At 65.3% G+C, this 19,592-nt stretch carries 18 protein-coding genes; 13 read left to right on the forward strand and 5 right to left on the reverse strand.

Annotated features, from left to right (window positions below; genetic code table 11):
* Window positions 1-317: 317 nt before the first annotated feature.
* Window positions 318-539, reverse strand: coding sequence for a hypothetical protein (locus tag ACZ7KF_RS23045; protein WP_100570769.1), 222 nt, complete (start codon window positions 537-539; stop codon window positions 318-320).
* A 402-nt stretch (window positions 540-941) separates the two neighbouring features.
* Here ACZ7KF_RS23045 and ACZ7KF_RS23050 point away from each other — a divergent pair, with 402 nt between their 5' ends.
* The 3 genes from ACZ7KF_RS23050 (at window position 942) to ACZ7KF_RS23060 (ending at window position 3,216) form a co-directional block, all read left to right on the forward strand.
* Window positions 942-1,400 carry a hypothetical protein gene (locus ACZ7KF_RS23050; protein WP_471078051.1) on the forward strand — a complete coding sequence of 153 codons (459 nt, stop codon included), beginning with the start codon at window positions 942-944 and terminating at the stop codon, window positions 1,398-1,400.
* Between the two features lie 25 nt (window positions 1,401-1,425).
* Window positions 1,426-1,626: a hypothetical protein gene (locus ACZ7KF_RS23055; RefSeq protein WP_471078054.1), complete on the forward strand. Its 201-nt coding sequence runs from the start codon at window positions 1,426-1,428 to the stop codon at window positions 1,624-1,626.
* A 291-nt stretch (window positions 1,627-1,917) separates the two neighbouring features.
* Window positions 1,918-3,216 (forward strand): helix-turn-helix domain-containing protein, encoded by a 1,299-nt coding sequence (locus tag ACZ7KF_RS23060; protein ID WP_471078057.1) that lies wholly within the window; start codon window positions 1,918-1,920, stop codon window positions 3,214-3,216.
* 136 nt (window positions 3,217-3,352) lie between these two features.
* On the opposite strand, the gene ACZ7KF_RS23065 is transcribed toward ACZ7KF_RS23060, so the two are convergent.
* Window positions 3,353-3,664, reverse strand: coding sequence for a hypothetical protein (locus ACZ7KF_RS23065; RefSeq protein ID WP_471078059.1), 312 nt, complete (start codon window positions 3,662-3,664; stop codon window positions 3,353-3,355).
* Between the two features lie 240 nt (window positions 3,665-3,904).
* Complete coding sequence (locus tag ACZ7KF_RS23070) at window positions 3,905-4,519, reverse strand: DUF4232 domain-containing protein (protein ID WP_471078062.1); 615 nt, start codon at window positions 4,517-4,519, stop codon at window positions 3,905-3,907.
* Window positions 4,520-4,958: 439 nt separating this feature from the next.
* Here ACZ7KF_RS23070 and ACZ7KF_RS23075 point away from each other — a divergent pair, with 439 nt between their 5' ends.
* From ACZ7KF_RS23075 to ACZ7KF_RS23085, 3 genes are all read left to right on the forward strand, one after another.
* A complete protein-coding gene (locus ACZ7KF_RS23075; protein ID WP_471078065.1) occupies window positions 4,959-5,870 on the forward strand; it encodes an RHS repeat-associated core domain-containing protein in 912 nt (303 codons plus the stop codon).
* A gap of 62 nt (window positions 5,871-5,932) precedes the next feature.
* Window positions 5,933-6,145, forward strand: a complete 213-nt coding sequence (locus tag ACZ7KF_RS23080; protein WP_471078068.1) for a hypothetical protein — start codon at window positions 5,933-5,935, stop codon at window positions 6,143-6,145.
* 1,566 nt (window positions 6,146-7,711) lie between these two features.
* A complete protein-coding gene (locus ACZ7KF_RS23085; RefSeq protein ID WP_471078071.1) occupies window positions 7,712-8,938 on the forward strand; it encodes a PIN domain-containing protein in 1,227 nt (408 codons plus the stop codon).
* A gap of 409 nt (window positions 8,939-9,347) precedes the next feature.
* On the opposite strand, the gene ACZ7KF_RS23090 is transcribed toward ACZ7KF_RS23085, so the two are convergent.
* Together ACZ7KF_RS23090 and ACZ7KF_RS23095 are read right to left on the reverse strand one after the other, a co-directional pair.
* Complete coding sequence (locus ACZ7KF_RS23090; protein WP_471078074.1) at window positions 9,348-10,319, reverse strand: BsuBI/PstI family type II restriction endonuclease; 972 nt, start codon at window positions 10,317-10,319, stop codon at window positions 9,348-9,350.
* Entirely contained in the window at window positions 10,316-11,776 is a 1,461-nt protein-coding gene (locus ACZ7KF_RS23095; RefSeq protein WP_471078077.1) for an HsdM family class I SAM-dependent methyltransferase, read from the reverse strand. Before ACZ7KF_RS23095 ends, ACZ7KF_RS23090 begins: the two co-directional genes overlap by 4 nt.
* A gap of 769 nt (window positions 11,777-12,545) precedes the next feature.
* On the opposite strand from ACZ7KF_RS23095, the gene ACZ7KF_RS23100 reads away from it, so the two are divergent.
* The 7 genes from ACZ7KF_RS23100 to ACZ7KF_RS23130 all read left to right on the forward strand — a co-directional run bounded on the left by ACZ7KF_RS23100 (window position 12,546) and on the right by ACZ7KF_RS23130 (window position 19,556).
* On the forward strand, window positions 12,546-14,249 hold the full coding sequence (locus ACZ7KF_RS23100; protein WP_471078079.1) for a PIN-like domain-containing protein: 1,704 nt from the start codon (window positions 12,546-12,548) through the stop codon (window positions 14,247-14,249).
* Between the two features lie 225 nt (window positions 14,250-14,474).
* Complete coding sequence (locus ACZ7KF_RS23105) at window positions 14,475-15,326, forward strand: helix-turn-helix domain-containing protein (RefSeq protein WP_471078082.1); 852 nt, start codon at window positions 14,475-14,477, stop codon at window positions 15,324-15,326.
* 93 nt (window positions 15,327-15,419) lie between these two features.
* Window positions 15,420-15,809 (forward strand): ATP-binding protein, encoded by a 390-nt coding sequence (locus ACZ7KF_RS23110; protein WP_471078085.1) that lies wholly within the window; start codon window positions 15,420-15,422, stop codon window positions 15,807-15,809.
* Window positions 15,810-15,987: 178 nt separating this feature from the next.
* Window positions 15,988-16,839: a sigma factor-like helix-turn-helix DNA-binding protein gene (locus ACZ7KF_RS23115; protein ID WP_471078088.1), complete on the forward strand. Its 852-nt coding sequence runs from the start codon at window positions 15,988-15,990 to the stop codon at window positions 16,837-16,839.
* Window positions 16,836-17,657: an integrase gene (locus ACZ7KF_RS23120; RefSeq protein WP_471078090.1), complete on the forward strand. Its 822-nt coding sequence runs from the start codon at window positions 16,836-16,838 to the stop codon at window positions 17,655-17,657. Before ACZ7KF_RS23115 ends, ACZ7KF_RS23120 begins: the two co-directional genes overlap by 4 nt.
* Window positions 17,658-17,835: 178 nt before the next feature.
* The gene (locus tag ACZ7KF_RS23125; protein WP_471078094.1) at window positions 17,836-18,183 is read left to right on the forward strand and encodes an SCO3933 family regulatory protein; all 348 of its coding nucleotides are present in this window, start codon (window positions 17,836-17,838) and stop codon (window positions 18,181-18,183) included.
* A gap of 5 nt (window positions 18,184-18,188) precedes the next feature.
* Window positions 18,189-19,556 (forward strand): FtsK/SpoIIIE domain-containing protein, encoded by a 1,368-nt coding sequence (locus ACZ7KF_RS23130; protein WP_471078097.1) that lies wholly within the window; start codon window positions 18,189-18,191, stop codon window positions 19,554-19,556.
* The last annotated feature ends 36 nt before the right edge of the window (window positions 19,557-19,592 follow it).

Genomic DNA, 19,592 nt, shown 5'->3' on the forward strand with positions numbered 1-19,592 from the left:
ACAAGTCCGCCTCCCGGCCGGTGCGGCCGGAGAGCGCACTGTCGTCGCAGCCACCGTCGTCCGTGGAGCTAGGCGGCCCTGGCCCGCGCCGCACGCATGCCCGGGGCGGACTCCTGTACGTCCTCGAACAGCAAGGTCTCGTCCTGCCCGAAGTCAGGAGCCTGGAAGGGGTTCGTCGCCGGAGGCGGTGACGCTGCGGTGGAGCAGCGGGGTTGCCCGTCCGGGGCGGAGAACAGTGGCGTCAGGTCGATGGGAGGTCTCTCCTTAGTGACAGGCCCCTGAAGGGGCCTGGTGTGCCGTGACCGGGCACAGCGGTTCTACAGCTTGGTCATCTTGGCGTACGGGCTCAAGATCCGCATCTGCGCCGAGCCGAAATCCACGAGGGCCGCGATCCCGTCCTCGATGCCGATGACCCGGCCGAGGCCGTACACGTCATGGGTGACCTGATCGCCGACGGCGAAGTGCTTGGGGGGCGGTGCGACCGGGGCCTTGAAGGGGCTGGTGGGCAAGTGACGCTTCGGCGCAGCGGGCTTTGTCATGACTCAGTATGAGCCTACGCGCCCCCCACTTGCTGTGGCCGTCGGCACAGATCCTTAAGGAAGCAACAGCGCCACGCCACTGACCTGGGACTTCGGTCTCCGACGCGACAAAAATAGACCGCATGTCTCCTTCGCCGTGGGGCCGAGCGCGCTCTTCCGCGGCGCACGCCTGGCCAGATCGGACGATGACGCATGGGCGATGCCGCATCGATGGCTGCGGTGAAGGGTCTCGGTGACTGCCCGTGCGATGCACGAATTGGCCCATAAGGGGGACCGGGGTCGAAGCCGAGGAGATCGAGTTCGTCGACGAACCGAGGAAGCCGGCCGCATCGAGCCCAGGGGGACCGAGGACATCAACGGAGGCACGTGGAGGCGACCGTCTCTCGCTGAGGGAGGTCGCCGATGAAGTACGTCACGGCGGTTTGGGACGATGGCGGGTTCTTCGTGGACCCGACCGCCTATCTGGCGGAGCTGCCGAGTCTGGGTGCCGGCCTGCCCCCGGGCGCCCTGTTCTTCGCCACCGACCCCGGTCACTACGACATCGCGGGCGCCACCCGCTGTGTGAAGGACCTGGAACTGGCCGGGGTCCACCTCGCGACCGACAAGAGCGGCGGGCTGGTCCTGGACTTCGCGCCGAACAAGTTCAAGCACGACGCCGGCCTGCGCATCAGCTACTCGGGCGTGACGCACTTCTCCATCGACTACGAACACTCCATCGACTGGATGAGCGTCGACACCGTGCTCCTCGACGAGATCCTCCCCGGCGAGGACGGCGGTTGCGAGCACGAGATCGCGCTCACCGACGCGTCGATCACCGTCCGGTGCGAGGATCTGCGGGCCGTGTGGGGAGACGCGAGCTGAGGCCAGGCCCGGCTACGCTCCCCGTGTGACCGCCGTCGAACCGACCGACCCGCAGAACGAACTGGAGAAGGGGCGGGTGTCCCTCTGGCTCGATCCTGACGACCTTCGGTGGCTGTCCCGCCATTGCTGCTGTCCTCCGGACGCGTCCGAGGAAGAGCGCGACCGCTGCGGGCGCATCCGCTTCCGGGCGGGTGCGGCACTCCACAAGCACGGCCGTGAGCACTGAGGACGGGTACGTGGCCCATCTGGCCGCCTTGACCGAGCCAGGCCGCTCACATGCATCGGAGGCCCATTCACGCTCACGTGAACGGGCCTGCGAGTGAGGGGTGGTTTCGGGGAGAGGGATGACGCAACGCCGGAACCGCCCCAGCCGTATTGACGTGCAGGTACGGGGGAGTGCCTGGGATGTCGTCCCGGATCGGCCCATGACCGCACAGGTCGACGGATGGATGCGAGTACGGACCACATGGATGCAATCCACGATGACGTGGCGGAGTTCGCGTTACTGCTGACACGTATGAAGGAACGCACGGACCGCAGTTACGCGGCGCTGGCCCGCCGTCTGGACATGAATGCCTCCACGCTGCACCGCTACTGCGCCGGAGACGCGGTCCCCTTGGACTTCACCGGGATCGAGCGGTTCGCCGCACTCTGCGGAGCCTCCGCCGAGGAGCGCGTGGAGTTGCACCGCCGCTGGATCCTGGCCGTCGCGGCACGGCAACGACCACGCCGTTCCGCTGCCCGACGGGCACCGGCGCCCCGCGACACCACGAGCGCCGCGGCATCGGCCGCATCCGCGAGCCACAGCAACCCAGCAGACGAGGCACCCGAGCCGACCCCGCCGACCGACCCGTGCCCGGGGCCGATCTCGCCGGCCGACCCGCGCCCAGAGCCGACCCCACCGACCGATCCGCACGCGAAGCCGATCTCGCCGACCGCCCGGCGGCCCCACGCCGGGCGCCCCCGACGGCGGCCCGTGCGATCGACGGCACTGGCGGCCACGCTCGCCGTCGCGCTGGCCGGCCTCGCCTCATCCGCTGCCGGACCCACCTCCCCCGGCGGTGAACCGTCGGCCTCCGCCCGCACCACACCGGAACTCTCGGCGCCGGCCACGCACAGCGGCAGCCCGCAGGAGAACCGGGCGAGCGCCGACCCGGTCCCGCCCCCGGCCCCGCTCACCTGGACGGCCAACTCCCACCTCTGGCGACCCGAATGCGACCACGACTACGTCATCGCCAAGCCACCGCAGCAGGTCCCACCGCCGCCGGCCCCGCAGGACGCCGCGGCGTGGGCCGCGTCCCTGGGGGCGGTGCACGGGCGCACCACCCATCTGCGGATCACGGTGCAGGGACGCGGCTCCGCCGCCGTCATCCTGGAGGCGCTGCATGTGCGCGTGGTCAACCGCACCACCCCCGCCCCCCGCCGAGGCATCGCCTACTCCATGTACGAAGGCTGCGGCGCCATCCTCATCCCCCGCCACTTCTCCGTGAACCTCGACGCGCACCGACCCCTGGCCCGTGCGATCCCTGGCAACGACCCGGACAGACCGGACCCCGCGGTCGACTTCCCCTACCAGGTGTCCCTGCGGGAGCCGGAGGTCCTGCTGCTCTCCGCGCGCACCGGCTCCTGCACCTGCGACTGGTACGTCGACCTCGACTGGTCCTCACAGGGCCGGACCGGCACGGTGCGCATTGACGACCACGGCCGCCCGTTCCGCACCACCACCATCGAGGGGCTACCGCACTACTGGTACCGCAATCCCTCCGGCTGGGTCCCCATGCCCACCTCCGTCGACGAGACCGAGACCGGCGACTGACGAAGCAACAGGCCGCACAGCCCGTCCGACAGCGGGACCGGGGGCGGCGGGGCCCCCGCCGCCCCTGGTCCCGCCGTCGGCGGGATCCGGACCGAACCGGGCCGGGGCTGTTCCCCGCACGCACGATCCGGCGGATTCAGCACGTGGAGCTGCTGGAGATCCTTATTCCGTTGACGCTGTAGGCGTTGCCGAACACGGTTTGGGTGTTCGGCTCAAGGCATATCGAGCCCCCGCTCTGGAGCCGCAGGTACACCACGTCGTCGTTCCGGGTGTTCAGGACTCCGTAGTGCGGCCGGGGGGTGACCGCCTGATAGCCACTGGTGACGTCCTTGTACTTCGAGATCGGCCTGCCTGCGAGCAGGGCATCGGCGTCCACGTAGAAGCAGACGTAGGGGTACGGGCAGCCCTGGGTGGGGGACTCCGCGTGGGCTGCGGATGCGCCAGTCATGGACATGGTTACGACGGCCACGCTCACCCCCGCGAAGCTTGCGAGCCTCCGGATGACGGACTTCATCAGACCTCCGAGAATTCTGTGGATTTTTCGATTCTGTCGACGAGCGGTGAGGGCCAGGCCAGGCAGGAGCATGGCCGGGGCGCACACGTGCGGCCGCCGCGAACTCCCCACGCTCCAGGCGAATCCGGGATCGGCCCGGATCTCGGCCGAGGAAGCGGTCCCGAAGGAAGTGCGTCACTTCGACATGATGAAATCCAGGGCGAAGCCGGGAGAAGTCGTCCAGTAGGTGACCCGCTGAAAGTCGTTGGCGTACAACGTCTCGACGGGCATGGGGACATCGATCGGCTTGCCCGCGCTGCTGCCGGGCTTGCGCCCCTGGAGGCTGAGGGTGATGCTCTTCGCCTCGTACTCGTCCATGGGGCCGTTGACGAGCAGACCGGCATACGCCTCCGCACCCGGAGCGAGGGTGACGGGGACCCCCGGGTTCGGGTCGCTCTCCTCGATCACGCGGGCCGTGCTCTTGCCGGCACCGAGCCGCACGAGGGGGTAGCGGTAGAGGTCGCACTTCTTGTCGCCGGTGTTCTGGACGGTGAGGAGGAGGTGCCTGGCGTCCTCGCTGTCCGCGGGCTCCTTCGCGGCGGAGACCCCGAGGACCTCCTGGGAGCAGGGGGCGACGGTGCCCTTGTCGCCACTGCCGCCCGAGCGGTGCGTCACCGCACCCTCGGCCTTCCCGCCGACCGTCAGCGGCCCGGTGGCGGAGGCCTGTGCCGACAGACCACACCCGAGCGCCAGGACGAGACCCGCGGCCACGGCCACACGGCGGCCCGTAAGGGAGGACTTCACGTTCATATGCGTGTTCCTTCTCTGATCGGTATGAGGTCGCACGGGTCCGCGGTCCGGCACCGCGGACCAAGGTGCGTGCCGGGCCGCCGCAGCCACACACCACCCGCCCCTCCCCGGACCGGGCCAAAGAATGGGGTGTCCCAGGGGCGGGTGCTGGTGGGTGGGGTGTCGTGGGGCTGCCGGGCGGTCGGCCGCTTCAGCCGGTGCGACATCCGTAGCATCGGGTGCCTCGTGGGCCGGGGACAACGGCTGCCGCCCAACCTGCAACGGTGGAACGATCCCACCCCGGCCACCTGCGGAAACAGGGAAACCTGGGATGCCTGTCCGGGATGGGGGACGTCCCTGCGTCCGGCGCGCGGACGGCCGACGTCCGGCGCGACCTTCAAGCCATTGCGCGCAGGCCGGCCTGACACCCGGGTGAACGCCACGGGAGCTCCGGCAGTACATGCCGGAGGGCGCCCGTCAGGATCACCGTCGGCCCGTCCCTGACACAGCCGGACGCCCCATGCTGCAAGGAGGCCGAGCGAAAGACGGAACGCAGGCCGAACGCACCGAATTCTTCTGGGATGACACCAGGCTGGCGGAGCAGACCGGCCCGGACGGCAAGGTGACCACCTGGGACTACGAGCCCGGCACCCACCGGCCGATCGCCCAGACTGATCACCGGCGATCAACTGTCGGACGCGATGCCTCATTCCTCGCCCGGCTGGTCGAGGAGTCGGCACCCGGCCATGTGGCCGTGTTCCAGGCGGTCGTGACGGATCCCGTCGGCATGCCCACCGAACTGGTCACCGCCGAGGGCGAGATGACATGGCAGAGCCGGACCACTCTGTGGGGCACCTCCCTCGCCGGCCCGGTCGAGTCTTCTTCCGCCGTTTGCCCACTGCGGTTCCCGGGCCAGTACGCCGACGCCGAAACCGGCCTGCACTACACCTACTTCCGCTACTACGACCCCGAGACAGCTTGCTACCTCAGCCAGGATCCCCTGGGCCTGAAGCCGGCCCCCAGCCCCTCGGCATACGTCCGCCATCCCGGCACCTGGTCGGACCCCCTGGCTCTGTACGGCTGTGAGCTGGAGGACCTCGGGGGCGGCTGGTACCGCTCGCCCGAAGGTTTGGACTACGGTCCGGGTTCGGCCGAGGGGCACCGCATCACTCACGTCATGCAGCACACCAGGGAGAACCCCGCGAAGCCCGCTCACGGAGTTTTCGACACGGGTAACCAGGGCGTGCCGGAAACGGTCGACGAGGCATGGAACCGGCGCGCCATGGCGGTGTCGGTCAACCAGCAGGGCGCTCGTACCACCTACATCGTGCCGATGGGCCGACAGGTGGGTTACAACCCGGGAGAGGAATAAGTTTCGATCACCGTCGAACACGGCAACGAAGTGATCACGGCCTTCCCGAGGAGCTGGAACTGATGGACCGGGTCGCCTGCGCGCACTGCGGCCAGGACTGGCCGCGCTGTTACGAGCGAAAGGACACGGGGCAGAGGTTCTTCCTCTGCCCGGAGTGCGAGTCCGTCTGGGAACTGGAGGACGACCTCCACGAGGACACGGACATGTATTTGAGCGAGTACCTGCTGACCGGGGACCCCGTAAAGGACTGGGAGATCATCGCTCCCTGCGGCTGAGGAGGCCGACGGTGTGTCGGCTCGGGGACCGAAACCGGATCACCGCTTTCCTTCCGATAGGTGAAGAGGTAGATCCCGTGATCACTGTGCGATTCACCGTACGGTCCGGCCAGGGTGACGCCGACGGGTCCGATCTGGGTGACATGGCCGTCTCCGGGACCTGACCTCGGCACAGCCGACTCGGTCGGGCACGTCCCGGATCAGGGCACGACGATCTACCCAGCCGTCGTCCGGAGGAACCGGCGAGCCTGGTCATGGATATCGACGGTGTGCGGTTTACCTGCTGCTTCTTCGACATCGAAGAGATCGAGTTCACCTTCGATCCGTCGGCTTCGCCCAGGCGTCGTGCGTCTGCTGATACGACCCGCCGACGCGAGGTCTGCTCGCACGGTGAGCCGGCAAGGGGCCAGCGCTCCTTGCCGGCTGCGGGACCACTTGAAGCCCGGACACGGGGATGGTGGCCTCTCGGGAGAGGCGTAGGAAATGGCCGCCCGCCTCAGGAGCCACCTCGCGCTACGGCGCGCTTCACTCGCGCGTGTGCCAGACGCTTCCCGTGATGCGCCCGGCGCCGCCTCCGGGGCAGAGGAATGGGAGCCGCCCGGGAGCTGGATTTTGAAGTCGGCTCCCCAATGGCTCCTAGATTGACCCCGAAACCACTCAGGGGCCCGACCCGCCAAGCGGATCAGGCCCCTGACTGGTACTACGGCGTCGGGGTGGCGGGATTTGGACCCACGACCTCTTCGTCCCGAAGCAACTTGGGTGGGGAGGCTGCCTTGGGCTGATGTGCCCCACACCTGCGCTGATGGTCCGCAGACGTTCGCGCTCGTCCGCCAAAGTTCGCCGGCGTTGTCACGCAGTTAGACACTCACCCCGCGACTCCGACTCACTTCTTGCGGTGCTTGCTCGCCCTCTTCTTTAGCTCGGCTTGGCCACGCTTCGTCCAGTCACCTTGGTGGAGGTAGCAACGCGACGTGCCCTTCATCGTCCTGTTGCGGCAGCTGCCTCGATCCGTCGGCCAACCACACTTGCCCTGCTTCCACTCACCCACGGTCCTTCCCCCTCCCGCTGGTCCGTCTTGAGTTCGGGCATCCAGCCTGGAGCACTTTTCCTAGGCAGGGCAGGGCGCATGGCCGATGACATCAGGCGACCTGGGCGCACGCCGGTCAGCACGTCGAACCTCACAGGTCTGCTACTGACCACCGCTTTAGGAGAGAGGCTGGGTGATCTTGCGCCTGAACTGCGACTTCTCTGGCCAAGGCCGCAGGCGGGTACGCGACCGCGGGTCACCGGTGCTGACCGTGGCTGACCCCTGCATCTGGCACGGTTGTGGCACGAACCACAGCCGACGACAGGCAGCTACGACAGGGGCGCGCCGACGGACTACGCGCGCGTGTGCCTCGCTGCTCCCCGTCGGCCTCAGCCACGATGCCGGCGCCGTTTTCTAGACCCGCGGTGTCATCGAGCAAGGGCTGCCGAGACGAGGGCTGCGGGGGAGAAAACTCCTGCACGCCGCACTCGCCTCTCTGGGACCCTTGATCGGAACCAGCACCGGGGAGGGGAAGCCGCGTGATTATCTTGGATACCAACATCCTTTGGGGCATGTCGCTGCGAGATAGCAGCGCTGAGCTGCTGCGTGCGATCAGTGCGTCCAACGTGGAGCGTGTGGCCGTACCGGGGCTCGTGATGGAGGAGCTGGCAGCGAAGCAGGCGCTGGCTTACCAGGAGAAGTACGAAGCGGCAGATAAAGCTCTGCGAGACCTTAAGCGGGCCACGCCATGGGGTGGCGTGCAAGGACCCGGAAAACATGACCTTGAGCGAGTGCGCGCGCACTGGCGGCAAGAGTATGGACACCTCGTGGACATCCTCCCGATGAAGGAGGGCGCCTACCGCGAGGGCGCCTACCGCGAGGCTAACCAGATCGCCCCCTGCAGAACTGTCCGCAGCAACGGCAAGAACTACAAGATCGGCGCACGCGACGCAGCAATCTGGCTGACCGCCATCGACTACGCCGAGAACCACGACGACGAGTTGGTTTACTTCGTTAGCGGGAATACGACCGACTTCGGAGATGGAACGTATTTGCCGGACGCGATGTTCGGCGACATCGTCAACTTCGCGGACCGGTTCGAGGTCCTGACGTCTTTGGACGAGGTGATCTCAAGGTTCACGAAGCCAGCCGAGGCCGATGCCGAACAGGTGGAGGATGTCCTTCGTACACCCAGCAGCTTGGCGGCAGTTACGGAGTACGCGGCGTCTACGACGGCGTTCACGCACCCGTTCATGTGCAACACGGCTCCTCACCGTAGTGCCGGCATAGGATCCGACTCCATCGCGGACCAGTGGCTTGGCCCTCCGTCAGTCGCACTCGACTCCGTGCGGGACGTCAGCGCCCACCGCATCGGCAGCCACGTGTGGTGCACGGCTACGGTTCGATGGTTGCTCCACGGCTTCGGGGCGCTCTACCGCTCACCGGACTACGCCGTAATCGGCGTAGCGTGGGAAACGCGAGTGCTCCTCTCTCCCACGGATGCTGAGCCTAAGCTCACGTTCCTTCGTCATACAGGGCCGAGGCTTCTGCGCCCTGACGACGTTGCCCGCCTTCCCTCTCTCTGGGCGGAGGTATCGGACTCGGAAGCCGGCGAACCTGGGCCGGAGAAATCGGAACTTCTGCTGCAACTACTGGCCAGCGATGCAGGCGCGCGCAGTTTGCGGGAGTTGCAGCTCAAGCGCTGGATGTGGGACTGGCACACCACCTGGCGAGGCCAGGGCCGCCATAACCCCTCCGCAGAGTGAAGGGTGCCCTGCCGCTAGTGCGGCAGGGCTTGTACGGCAAGGCGTTGCAGACAGTTCGGCGGACGTGAATGAGCGCAGAGCGAGGAATGCCGCCAGCGTGCACAGCCTTTCGGTCACGCCCGGCCAAGCGTGGTGCCACGGGCCAATCAACCCGAATACGGCGGGTGCACTGCCACAGTCGGTGCGAATCCGCTGACATCGACGTCGCCGTCAGTGGTTGCCGTGCCCGGGGCACCGCCGCACCGACTGGCGTCACCCCCAGCGAGCTGGTGCTCTGCTTTTGCTGCAGCGTCCACGGCACCGGAGGGCCCTTGAGTCTGATGCAATGCCGCTGGTCGGGCCTCGCGGATGCTCAGTTTTCTAGGAGTCGTCCACAGGTAGTCTACGGAAGCCCGACCACTGCTTTAGGTCACCCTTCGTAAGGGCCTAGGAAGCGCGAGCCGTTTAGGTGAATCAGATGACCAGGATTGTCCGATACCCATGCCTCAGTCTCCCAAGCGAGCTCGGGGAGCCACTGGCGCATCGCCTCACGGTTTTCGAAGCAATTTACAAAAACAAGCCCCGCTACAGGGGTCGCAAAAAGTTCTCGTAGGGTACGGTGGCGCTCGTCATCGAACGGACCCTTGCTTTTTACAGCTTCCATAAGGAAGAGCCACTTACGTGCTTCGTCGTGAAGGACGAGATCTGGCATTCGCCCATGGGGATCGAAAGTTAGCCCAAGCGTCTGCTCGAAGATCCTTTTCTCGAAGAGGGTGTGCTTCCCTCGGGTGTCCCCGAGGTAGAGCACTTTCGCGCCGGGCGCAAAACGCGGCACAAACTCCTCGACCATTTTTTTCAGCAACGGATTTTGCCCAGCGGGAGAGAGTAGGAACTCACCCCCGTCAGGAAGATCAACAGAGATCATCGCGGCGTGGAGGGCTTCCGCTCGCGCTCTAACTGCCTCCGATGCTTTATCAAGAAAGTTCATAAGAGTGTTCTCGAAAGCGTCCGTGCCATACGACCGGACTGCTTGAACTGCCTCATCGGACAGGCAATACTCGTTCAGCTGCGAGTTTGTGGCGATATTCAAGTTATCTGGGTTGAGGATCGCGAATCCGTTATCGACCCACTGGCGTAGGGTCTTCTTACGGAAATCTTCCCGGCTACCGGTGGCGTAAGGCTTGGCCCAATGCGCGCCAGACCAGTCCATTATCTTCTGCACGCCAAGACGCGGGGTGGTCGAGTCGGCCCAGTGGTCTCCAGGCTTCAGGCCGGCAAGAGCGAGCAGCGTCACGGCGCTACGGACGTTGTGTCGCTGTGCGTCGAACCCGAAGTTTTTCAGCAGCGCCCGTGCGGTGTCGATGGCCGCTATCGTGTCGTCGATGTCGTTGCTGGTGGTCACGCGGTGGAGTCTGGCATCTCCGAGAAGAGTTTGGCTACCACGGCATCCAACGCCTCCTGGTCGGGCAGGCCGTCGGGCGCAGTCTTGGCGAGAAGAATTAGGTCCTCGCGGGAGGGGAACGGGAGTCGGCGTAGGTCGCCCGCGTTGACCTGAGTGTGGCCCGAGAATGCTCGGAAGTAATGATCCAATACAGTCGAGTTTAGCCAAAGCATGAGACCGCGGGCGAGGTTCCTCTCAAGCGGTTTATTTGATTCATGTAGATAGTTCGTCTTGTTATCGAATGCGACCTTACTGGGCCCATCCCAAAGAGCAGCAATGACGCGTCGGCGGTCCTCCTTCGCAGTTTGACGCTTCACGACAACATACGGACCTTGAGGGAGGAGTTGGCGGATTGCAGCGTCGTCGACGGCGATGAATCCCTGGGGTTTCCTCGCGTTCGCTTGCGGCCATTCGACCCCACCGGAACGAACGTTCGACTGGTAAATCATTGGAGTGACGCCGGGGATACTAAGATTATCGGTCAGGTATTGGCGGTTTCGAAAATCGACTACCTTTCCCGTACTGACGCCGATGCCGAGGTCGGCCAGAGTGAATCTCGCTGCCGAGGGGACCGATACACCGTCGGCGAAGTGTACGATTTTTTCATCGTCTTCAGCTTGGACGATCGTGGAGAATGGCACGGAGCGCTTGATAGGCTCTTCCCCGTGCGCAATCGATTTCGAGAGGATCACATTGGAAACTTGAGGCCTCAAAGTAAAGGCAACAATGACGTTTTCCTGCTTTACTTTCGTATCCGCGAATACCTTGGTGCGGCTTTCGAATTCGTGGAGCACGTCAAGACTGGCGGTCGACAATAGCCAACGGCGGAATAGACGATAATAGGGCCCGCTTGCCCATGAGCGGGGAACGATAAAAACTCCCTGCCCGTCCTTCTTAAGTGAAGCGACTGCCCGCGCCCAGAAGGCAACGTAGACGTTTGGAGTGTCGACGGCGCGCGCTGCCGTTGCAAGCCTTGTGGGCGAATCTGAGGCGAGCTTTCCGTATGGCGGATTGGCGATCACGAGGTCGAACGGACCGTCCAATTTGGCACCTTCGCCAAGCAGGTAGTCACCCTGGACCAGGTCGTAGGAGATACCGTAGGCGGCCTGGCACTCCTCGAGAGTGGCGCGCAGGTAAGGCGTGAGGAAAGGGTCGGTTTCCACGGCCACGACGTGCACCGCAACGTCGGGGCGCTCGGTATGCAGTCGATCGACGATGGCGGCGCTCAGAGACCCCGTACCAGCTCCTGGATCGAGTACTCGGACCGTGCCACTGAGGTCGTCGACTCGAAGCATTGAAGCCATCAGCGTGGCCGCTTCCACGGGAGTGAAGAACTGCCCTAGCACCGCTTGCGTACTCGGGTCTAGTTCGCCGAGAGCAGCTTGGCGCCGGGTCTCAGTGTTGGCGATCGGATCCACGCAGAGAGACTAACGGCTCAAGCACGGTGCCTGAGCCCTCAGCTTGGGAAGCCGAGGCGATCTAGAGCTTGCCGCGGAGCTGACCTGCGTCGGCAGGACGTCGCCCGACTGTGACACATCCGCTGCTTCCCCGGTGTTCCCCATGGTTCCCCGCACGATCTGGCACGCGTGTGGCACGACTACTTGGTTGGGGCAGGCAGCCCTGGGCGCCAGGCGCTTAGAAGATGCGGGCAAAACCTTGGACCTTCCGCATGGTCGGCATCGTGGCCGTGACCGACTGCCGGTGGCCACCGCCGTCCGCCGTCGTTGCCGTCAGCACTGCCGTTGACGCGTACGGCTCGGAGGCGTCCAGTGGTGCGGCCTGCACTCGGCTGCCGATGGGTGCCTCCGACATGCCCGCTCGAACCTCAGCCGACGACAGCCAGCCACGACGGAGAGTGCGCCGACCACGGGCGGGTGTGTCTCGCGGTACCACGGGCGGCATCAGCCACGCTGTCGGGTCTGTCGTCGACCAGAGCACCTAACGCCGGCAGACCCGTACGGATAGTGCGGGGTCGTTTCCTTGTAGAGCGCTGGGGTGGACCTGTTGCGCGTCGGCGTTTACCCGTGAGTACTCGCTGCATCTAGCGCGGGTAGCGCTAACCCCGACTCCTTCATTCGAACTTCTATGACGGAGGCTGGGCTCACCGACCTCAGTCAGCCGTAGTCACCTGCTGCGAGAGTCTGCAATCCCCTGCCTTGTCGGTCACTGCGGCGCTAGGATGCCGCCGTGGCAGACGAAGAGACGAGTGAAGTCCGAAGCTTCGAAGACTCGGGCGAGCGCGGAATATTCGATGGGTTCTCAGGCTACACGACCCCAACTGAAGATGACTGGAAGCGTGTTCTGAGTGATGGGCTGATAGTTGTAGACACTAATGTCCTGCTGAACCTCTATCGGTACAACCAGGATGCACGGAGCTCTCTTCTAGCTACACTGCAGGCATTTAATACGCGCCTTTGGGTGCCGCATCAGGTAATGGACGAGTTTTGGCGCAATCGCGAGAGTGCCCTTGAGGATCCAGAAAGGCAGCTTCAGCAGTCCATCTCTGCTCTCAGGTCCGGCCTAGAGAAGCCCATTTCTGATTTGCGTCACTGGGTAAACCGAGTCTCCTTGGATCGGCCAAGCGCAATCGAGCTTGAATCGAAACTGACGAACGCGCTCGAAGATGTAATCGGCAGCATGGAGGCCGTGGTTGACAGTAGCGGAACTGAGATGGAGGCTGATACGTCAAAAGATGCAGTAGTAGCAAATCTTACCGCCCTGCTGCAAGGAAAAGTCGGCGAACCTCTCGACATGGAGGATCACGAGGCTGCGATAATCGAAGGAAAGCGACGCATTGAGAAAGAGGTGCCACCCGGTTATAAGGACAAAAAGAAACAATCGCGAGGCGATGATACGGAGGTGGGTGACTATCTTGTATGGCTTCAACTGATACGTGAGGCAAAACAGAGAGCCAAAGATGTTCTTTTGGTGACCGGCGATACAAAGGAAGACTGGTGGCGCACTCGAAACCGGATCCCTTTGGGGCCTCGTAACGAACTCGCCGAAGAGCTGCTCCGAGAGGCTGGCGTCCGGCTATACATGCTGAAGCCGGATCGTCTACTTACCTACGCCCGAGACTTCCTGCATGTCGCCGTTAGCGAGGACTCGGTGCAAAACGTGGAAATGGTAAGCGCTCAGTCGGAAACCGACGAACTGTTTCAGCATTTGGGGCGATTGGCGGAATCGAATGCCGCCCATGCTGTCGTCAGCACCTGGGTTGAGGTTGAAAAGGCGCTGCGAAGAATGTACCCGAACGATTCATTGCAGCATCGCCGGACCACGGCGATGCACGTGATCGGGGAGTTGGCGAACCAAGGGCTCATCTCTCAAGAAATGGCGCGATCCGCCAAAGAGTTGAATCAAATTAGAAATCTCACCGCACATACAGGGGAGTCAGATCTAACGCGAGAAGGCGCGCTTGCGTTCGTTTCTGCGGCCAAAAATCTCATAGAAGCTTTGGCTGTGGCGTCCACTCCTGCAGCGCAAGGGTTGCGGCTTGAGCAAGCAGTAATTGAGCTAATTCGCACCGCCGGATTCAATATCACATCTGCGGATCTTATGCCTGACCGAGGTTACAGTTTTCGTGTTGCGCATCGATCCCGGCCGGAGTCGTTCGTTGCGATCCAGGTTAAGTATTATTCGAGCGGTCTGTTCAGTGTAAAGGATCTCCAGCGGCAGCAAAAGGAACTATCCTTGATATCAGGCGATGTGACCTCCATGCTTGTGGTGACTAATGCCGCCCTTGCGGGTCCCGTGCAAGAATTCAATGCCTCCGCAATTGGCGAAAGCCCATTCGCACTGGGAGGGCGTCGGTATATGGAGGTTGTGCAGTGGAGAAACTCGGAAGATGATCACCTCGTGGTGCGCGCTCTGATGAGGGCAATGATTTAAAGATCAATGCGTCCAGGTGATGACTGTGGTGGGCGCGGCACGGGCGCCGGCCGGGCTGGAGCGGGGCGGAGACAGGAGCGCAGGCGCGGCCGGGGGCCGGGCCGCGCGCGGGGAGCGGAGCGAGCCGCCTTGAACCAGTAGAGAAAGTTTGAATCATGCTCGGGTTGCTGATCGTTGTGGCTGGCAGTACCGGCGCCTGTCGACTAGTGGTGTAGAACCCTGGGCATGGGGAGTGAGCGGCGGGAGCTGATGAAGTCGCTGGGAGCGCGTCTTCGTGTGCTTCGTGCGAAGGCAGGTGTGACCGGTGCTGTGCTGGCGCAGCGTGCCGGTGTGGGGCAGCCGACCGTGTCCAAGGTCGAGACCGGTCGTATGGTTCCCAGCCTGGACGTGCTCGACAGGCTGTCCCGGGCTCTCGGCTTGGACGAGTCGACCAGTCGCGAGCTACGTGACCTCCTGGCCGCCGTAATGGCAGCCACCGACTCTGGTTCGACCGCGGATGACTCAACGGGGGCCGGTGCGACGGTTGATGAAGCGGTCCGGTCCGCGCGGCTGGTGCGCTCCTTCCAGTGCGTCGTCCTGCCGGCCATGTTGCAGAGCGCGGAGTACGCCCGGCACGTCTTCGAGAGTGCACCCCGGTCGACGCCCGAGGCTATTGGTCGGGCTGTCGCCGCCCGCGTGGACCGGCAGAGCGTGTTGTACGAGCCGGGGCGTGAATCGGTGTTCGTGCTCACGGAGGCCGTGTTGCGGACCTGGCCGGGCACCCCGGCACTGATGCTCGCTCAGTTGGACCGGCTCCTAGCCGTCGAGAGTCTGAGCACGGTACGGCTCGGGGTCATCCCCTGGCGCCGCCCTGTGCCGGTTTTGCCGCGCCATGGCTTCACCCTGTGTGACCAGGGGGCGGTCGTAGTCGAGACGTTCGACAGCGAACGCGTGTCCAACGATGCCGCAGAACTGGCCGCCTACCAGGAGACCTTCGCTCGCTTCGAGCGTGCTGCGGTCTTCGGCGATGAGGTGCGGGAGCTGCTGTTGCGCTTGATGAAGGAGTTCCGCGACTTGGGAGACACCCTCACCCCTTAGAGGAATAATTCCTCAAGATGCCTAGCTGATGTCATGTGATGGGAATACTCTGCCGTTGCGCTGTCTAGTCCCCTAGACGAACGGAGGAGTCCCATGCTCATCAAGTGGTGCCGTGCCTTCCCTGGCCTGCCGGAAGAGGTGCCTCACGCCCGACACTTCGTCGCCTCCCTGCTGACCGATCGTGGGCCGGTGGAAGACGCCGTGCTTGTCGTGAGTGAGCTGGCGACCAACGCCCTGCGGCACACGCGAAGCGGCTCCGCCGGTGGCTCCTTCTTCGTAGTCGTCGGGCTCAGTGACGATCTCGTGCGGATCGAAGTGGTCGACCAAGGCGGCGAACTCGTGCCTCATCTGTGCCACGCCACCAGCCGTGAAGAGGGGGGCCGCGGGCTGCGACTCATCGCGGCCTTCTCCAAGAACTGGGGTTACACGGTCCGGCCCGACGGGCGTTCCGTGTGGGCCGAGCTGGCGCGAGCGAGTGCGTGAACGCGTCAGCTCTCATGAGTTCGGTGGGCCCCTTCGCTGGTGGTGACGAGTGAGTCCGCGGGGTGTGCCTCGGCGGAGGTCCCGTTTTTATGTGATCGGAGTGCGTTCCGGGCGGCGCCTGCCGCCCATACCGTCTAGGGCCCTAGACTCCTGGGTACTGCTGCTGGGAGGTGAGGTCATGTCGGACGAACTGCAACGGATCATGGCGATTGACGATCCGTATCTGCTCCTGCGCGAGGTCACGACCCGGTTGGCGGACGCACAGCAGGAGGTGACCGAGTTGGCCCGCCTTCGCCGGCGGGTGGTGCAAGACCTGCATGCGCAAGGGCTGTCGTACGCACAGATCGCCGCAAAGGCGGGCCTGAGCCGCGGCCGGATCCACCAGATCCGGCACACCGGCCCTGCGCCGGAAGGGGCCTTCCTCGGTCGGGGTGCCGTCACTGTTGCCACACCGCTGCGGCGCGACGACGAGCGCGGTCGCACGGTCGTCGCCGTGGATGACGTCAGTTCCGGCAAGCGGCTGGAGGAGCTGGCGCGGACGTACGGGCTCGACGTCACCTCGGAGCACGTGCCGGTGAGTGGTGAGATCGACCTCAACCGCGACGGTCTGATCGTCGTCTGCGGTCCGCGCATGTCCCAGGCGATGTGGGACACGTATGCCCAGGACCCCGTGTTGCAGTGGCAGCGTGCGGAAGACGGGCCTTGGACGGTGGTGGACCGGCAGACCGGTACCGTGCACCGCTCCGGTCAGGACAGCGATCCGGCCCGGCCGTACGACGTCGGATACCTCGGCCGCCTCTCGCGCCCGGATGGAAACGGCTCGCTGCTCGCCATTGCCGGTATCCACACCCAGGGTTCCCTCGGTGTCGTGCAGATGCTCGCTAACGACCTGAACACTCTGTGGGGGCAGGTCGGCGATCACCAGTTCTCCACGCTGGTGGGTGTCGAGTACGACCCGGAGACCAGCGAACCGCAGTCCGTAGAACTGCTCTGCCCCCTGTACCGGCACGATGAGGAAGCGGCGGCGTGAGAATCGACCTCGCCACGCTGTCGGCCGACCCCGGTCGCGAAAACGAGGACTTCGCCGCCGCCGCTCCTGGCGCGGCCGTACTGCTCGACGGTGCCGGCGTCGCCGGGGCCGAGACCGGGTGCACACACGGGGTCGCCTGGTTCTCCGGGACGTTGGGCGGCCTGCTGTTGCGCAGCATCACCGCGCACCCCGCCCGGTCCCTCGCCGAGTGCCTCGCCGACTCGATTCGCCTCGTCCGATCCCTGCACGAGGACAGCTGCGACCTGGCTTATCGAGCCAGTCCGACCAGTACCGTCGTCGCCACGCGGGTCGGCCTCGGGGAACTGGAATACCTCGTCCTCGGTGACTCCTCCCTGCTCCTGGCGGACAAGGGCGACGGCGCGACTATCATCACCGACCGGCGCCTGGACGAGGTCGGCAAGCGGCTACGCGGACCGGTTGACGCACTGCCGACCGGCACACCCGAGCACTCCGCCGCACTCGCCGAGTATCGGGACGCCTTGACGGGGCTCCGTAACCGGCCGGACGGCTTCTGGATCGCCGGCCCCGACCCGCAGGCTGCCGAGCATGCCCTGACAGGGACGGTGCCCCTCGATTCGCTGGCGTCGGTGACGCTGCTGAGCGATGGGGCAACGCGACTTGTCGACCGCTTCGAACTCGCAGACTGGGAAGAGACGTTGGCTGTCCTGAGTACCTGCGGGCCGGATGAATTGATTCGCCGTGTTCGCGAGGCCGAGGACGGTGACCTGCACGGTCGTCGCTGGCCGCGTGGGAAGGCACACGACGACGCGACCGTCCTTCACTGGGCCTTGCTGTAGCGCGTTAGCACGAGCAGCAGCCACCCCGTATACCCCCCTAGACAGTTGATGGGTCGTCCACTACCTTTGCTGTCGACCCCCCTAGACAGTTGGGCGGTCGCCCCCTGGGTTGTCTAGGGGGGTATTCAGTCCGTTCGGCGTCGATGTCGAGGGCGCCAGACAACTCAGTGAGGTACTGATGCGAGTCATTCCCGTAGACACCTCGGCCGCCACGCTGCTCGTCACCAAGCTGCCCGAGGTGAAGGTCAGGGACCGGCAGACGGGCGAGGTCGCCGTGGACCCGGTGACCAATCAGCGGCTCATGACGCTGGAGCTGGTGTTCATCGCGGCCGGCGGTTCGGACATGATCAAGGTCACCGTCCCGGAGCAGGGCATCGGGGACGGTCTGGTCATGGGAGCGCCGGTCATCCTGTCGGGACTGGTGGCCCGGCCCTGGGAGAGCGAGTTCGGTGGGCGGACCCGTCACGGCATCGCCTATCGGGCCGACGCCGTCATGGTCAACGCGCCGGTCGGGGCGCAGGGTTGATCGCTATGGCCGACACAGTGCGAGTGCTGTTACCGGTCCTGCTGGTCCTGGTCGTGCTCCTGGTGGTGCGTCGCCGCATGCCGGTGGTGTTCTGGTGGCTGGTCGGATATCCGATCGTCGCGCTGCGCTTGCTCATCTCGTACCGGGCGACGATGGACGCGTGTGGCCTGACGGTCCCGGCCTCGGCCGTCCGCCGGGCCACTGCCCGGATGATGGGACGGCAGGCGGCGCCCGTACCGCCCCGGCGGACGTTCCCACTGCCGACCGGGTCCGGCCTCGTGATGCGGCTGCGTATGGCGACAGGACAGGCACCCGAGGACTTCACTGCCTCGGCCGATCGGCTGCGGCACGCCTGGGGAGCCCATGCCGTGTACGTGCGCCCCACGAAACCGGGATGGCTCGAAGTGCGGCTGGTCGGCTGGGACGTGCTCGCCGAGGTACGCCCCGCCCGCCGTCGGGTGTCGGCCGGCCCCCTCTGTCTGCCCTTGGCCCTACGAGAGGACGGCCGTTGGCACGTACGCGACTTCCGCGCCGTGCCGCACGAACTGATCCTGGGCGCTACACAGTCCGGCAAGTCCGTGTACCTGCGCAACCTGCTGTGCGGACTGGCCCGGCAACGGGTCGTGCTCGTCGGCATCGACTGCAAATGGGGCGTTGAACTGGCTCCATTTGCACCCCGGTTGTCAGCGCTCGCCGACGACCCGGACCGCGCGAACGAACTCCTGGACGTGTTGGTGGAAGAGATGGAGGCACGGTTCCGACTCATCGGCCTCAGTGGCGGGGCTGGTCCGGACACCGTCCTCACCTCGGACGTGTGGGGGCTGCCGGAAACGGTGCGGCCGGTGCCGGTCGTGGTCGTCGTCGACGAGGTGGCGGAACTCTTCCTCGCCGCGAACAAGGATGACGAGAAGCGGCGGGACGCCATGGTCACCAAGCTCATCCGCCTCGCCCAGCTCGGCCGTGCGGCCGGTATCTACCTTGAAGTCTGTGGGCAGCGCTTCGGAGCCGAACTCGGCAAGGGCGCGACCATGCTGCGAGCTCAGCTGACCGGCCGCGTCTGCCACCGCGTCAACGACGAAGCCTCGGCGAACATGGCGCTGGCCGACATCTCGCCTGAGGCTGCGCTGGCCGCCACTTCCATCCCTGCCGAACGGCCTGGTATCGCGGTCGTCGGCGACTCCTCCGGTGGCTGGTCCCGCGTCCGCTCGCCCCATCTCACCCTCGCCGACGCGGCGGTCGTCTGCCGCGACACCTCGGCCCTGGTCCCGGAACTGCCCCGGCTCGACTCCTTCCGGCCCGCCGTTGCCGTCGAATCCGCCGGACCGTCTTCCGCCACCGCTGTCGCGCCCACCGCGCGTCCGGTGACCGAGTAGCCCGCTCCATCACCTCACGGCCGGCGTGACCGCCTC

This window comes from Streptomyces sp. NPDC038200 (genome assembly GCF_055600785.1).

Coding starts and splice junctions, on each gene's coding strand:
- ACZ7KF_RS23045 (WP_100570769.1), bottom strand. CDS start 539: ATGACAAAGCCCGCTGCGCCGAAGCGTCACTTGCCCACCAGCCCCTTC.
- ACZ7KF_RS23050 (WP_471078051.1), top strand. CDS start 942: ATGAAGTACGTCACGGCGGTTTGGGACGATGGCGGGTTCTTCGTGGAC.
- ACZ7KF_RS23060 (WP_471078057.1), top strand. CDS start 1,918: ATGAAGGAACGCACGGACCGCAGTTACGCGGCGCTGGCCCGCCGTCTG.
- ACZ7KF_RS23065 (WP_471078059.1), bottom strand. CDS start 3,664: ATGACTGGCGCATCCGCAGCCCACGCGGAGTCCCCCACCCAGGGCTGC.
- ACZ7KF_RS23070 (WP_471078062.1), bottom strand. CDS start 4,519: ATGAACGTGAAGTCCTCCCTTACGGGCCGCCGTGTGGCCGTGGCCGCG.
- ACZ7KF_RS23075 (WP_471078065.1), top strand. CDS start 4,959: ATGCCGGAGGGCGCCCGTCAGGATCACCGTCGGCCCGTCCCTGACACA.
- ACZ7KF_RS23080 (WP_471078068.1), top strand. CDS start 5,933: ATGGACCGGGTCGCCTGCGCGCACTGCGGCCAGGACTGGCCGCGCTGT.
- ACZ7KF_RS23105 (WP_471078082.1), top strand. CDS start 14,475: ATGGGGAGTGAGCGGCGGGAGCTGATGAAGTCGCTGGGAGCGCGTCTT.
- ACZ7KF_RS23110 (WP_471078085.1), top strand. CDS start 15,420: ATGCTCATCAAGTGGTGCCGTGCCTTCCCTGGCCTGCCGGAAGAGGTG.
- ACZ7KF_RS23115 (WP_471078088.1), top strand. CDS start 15,988: ATGTCGGACGAACTGCAACGGATCATGGCGATTGACGATCCGTATCTG.
- ACZ7KF_RS23125 (WP_471078094.1), top strand. CDS start 17,836: ATGCGAGTCATTCCCGTAGACACCTCGGCCGCCACGCTGCTCGTCACC.
- ACZ7KF_RS23130 (WP_471078097.1), top strand. CDS start 18,189: ATGGCCGACACAGTGCGAGTGCTGTTACCGGTCCTGCTGGTCCTGGTC.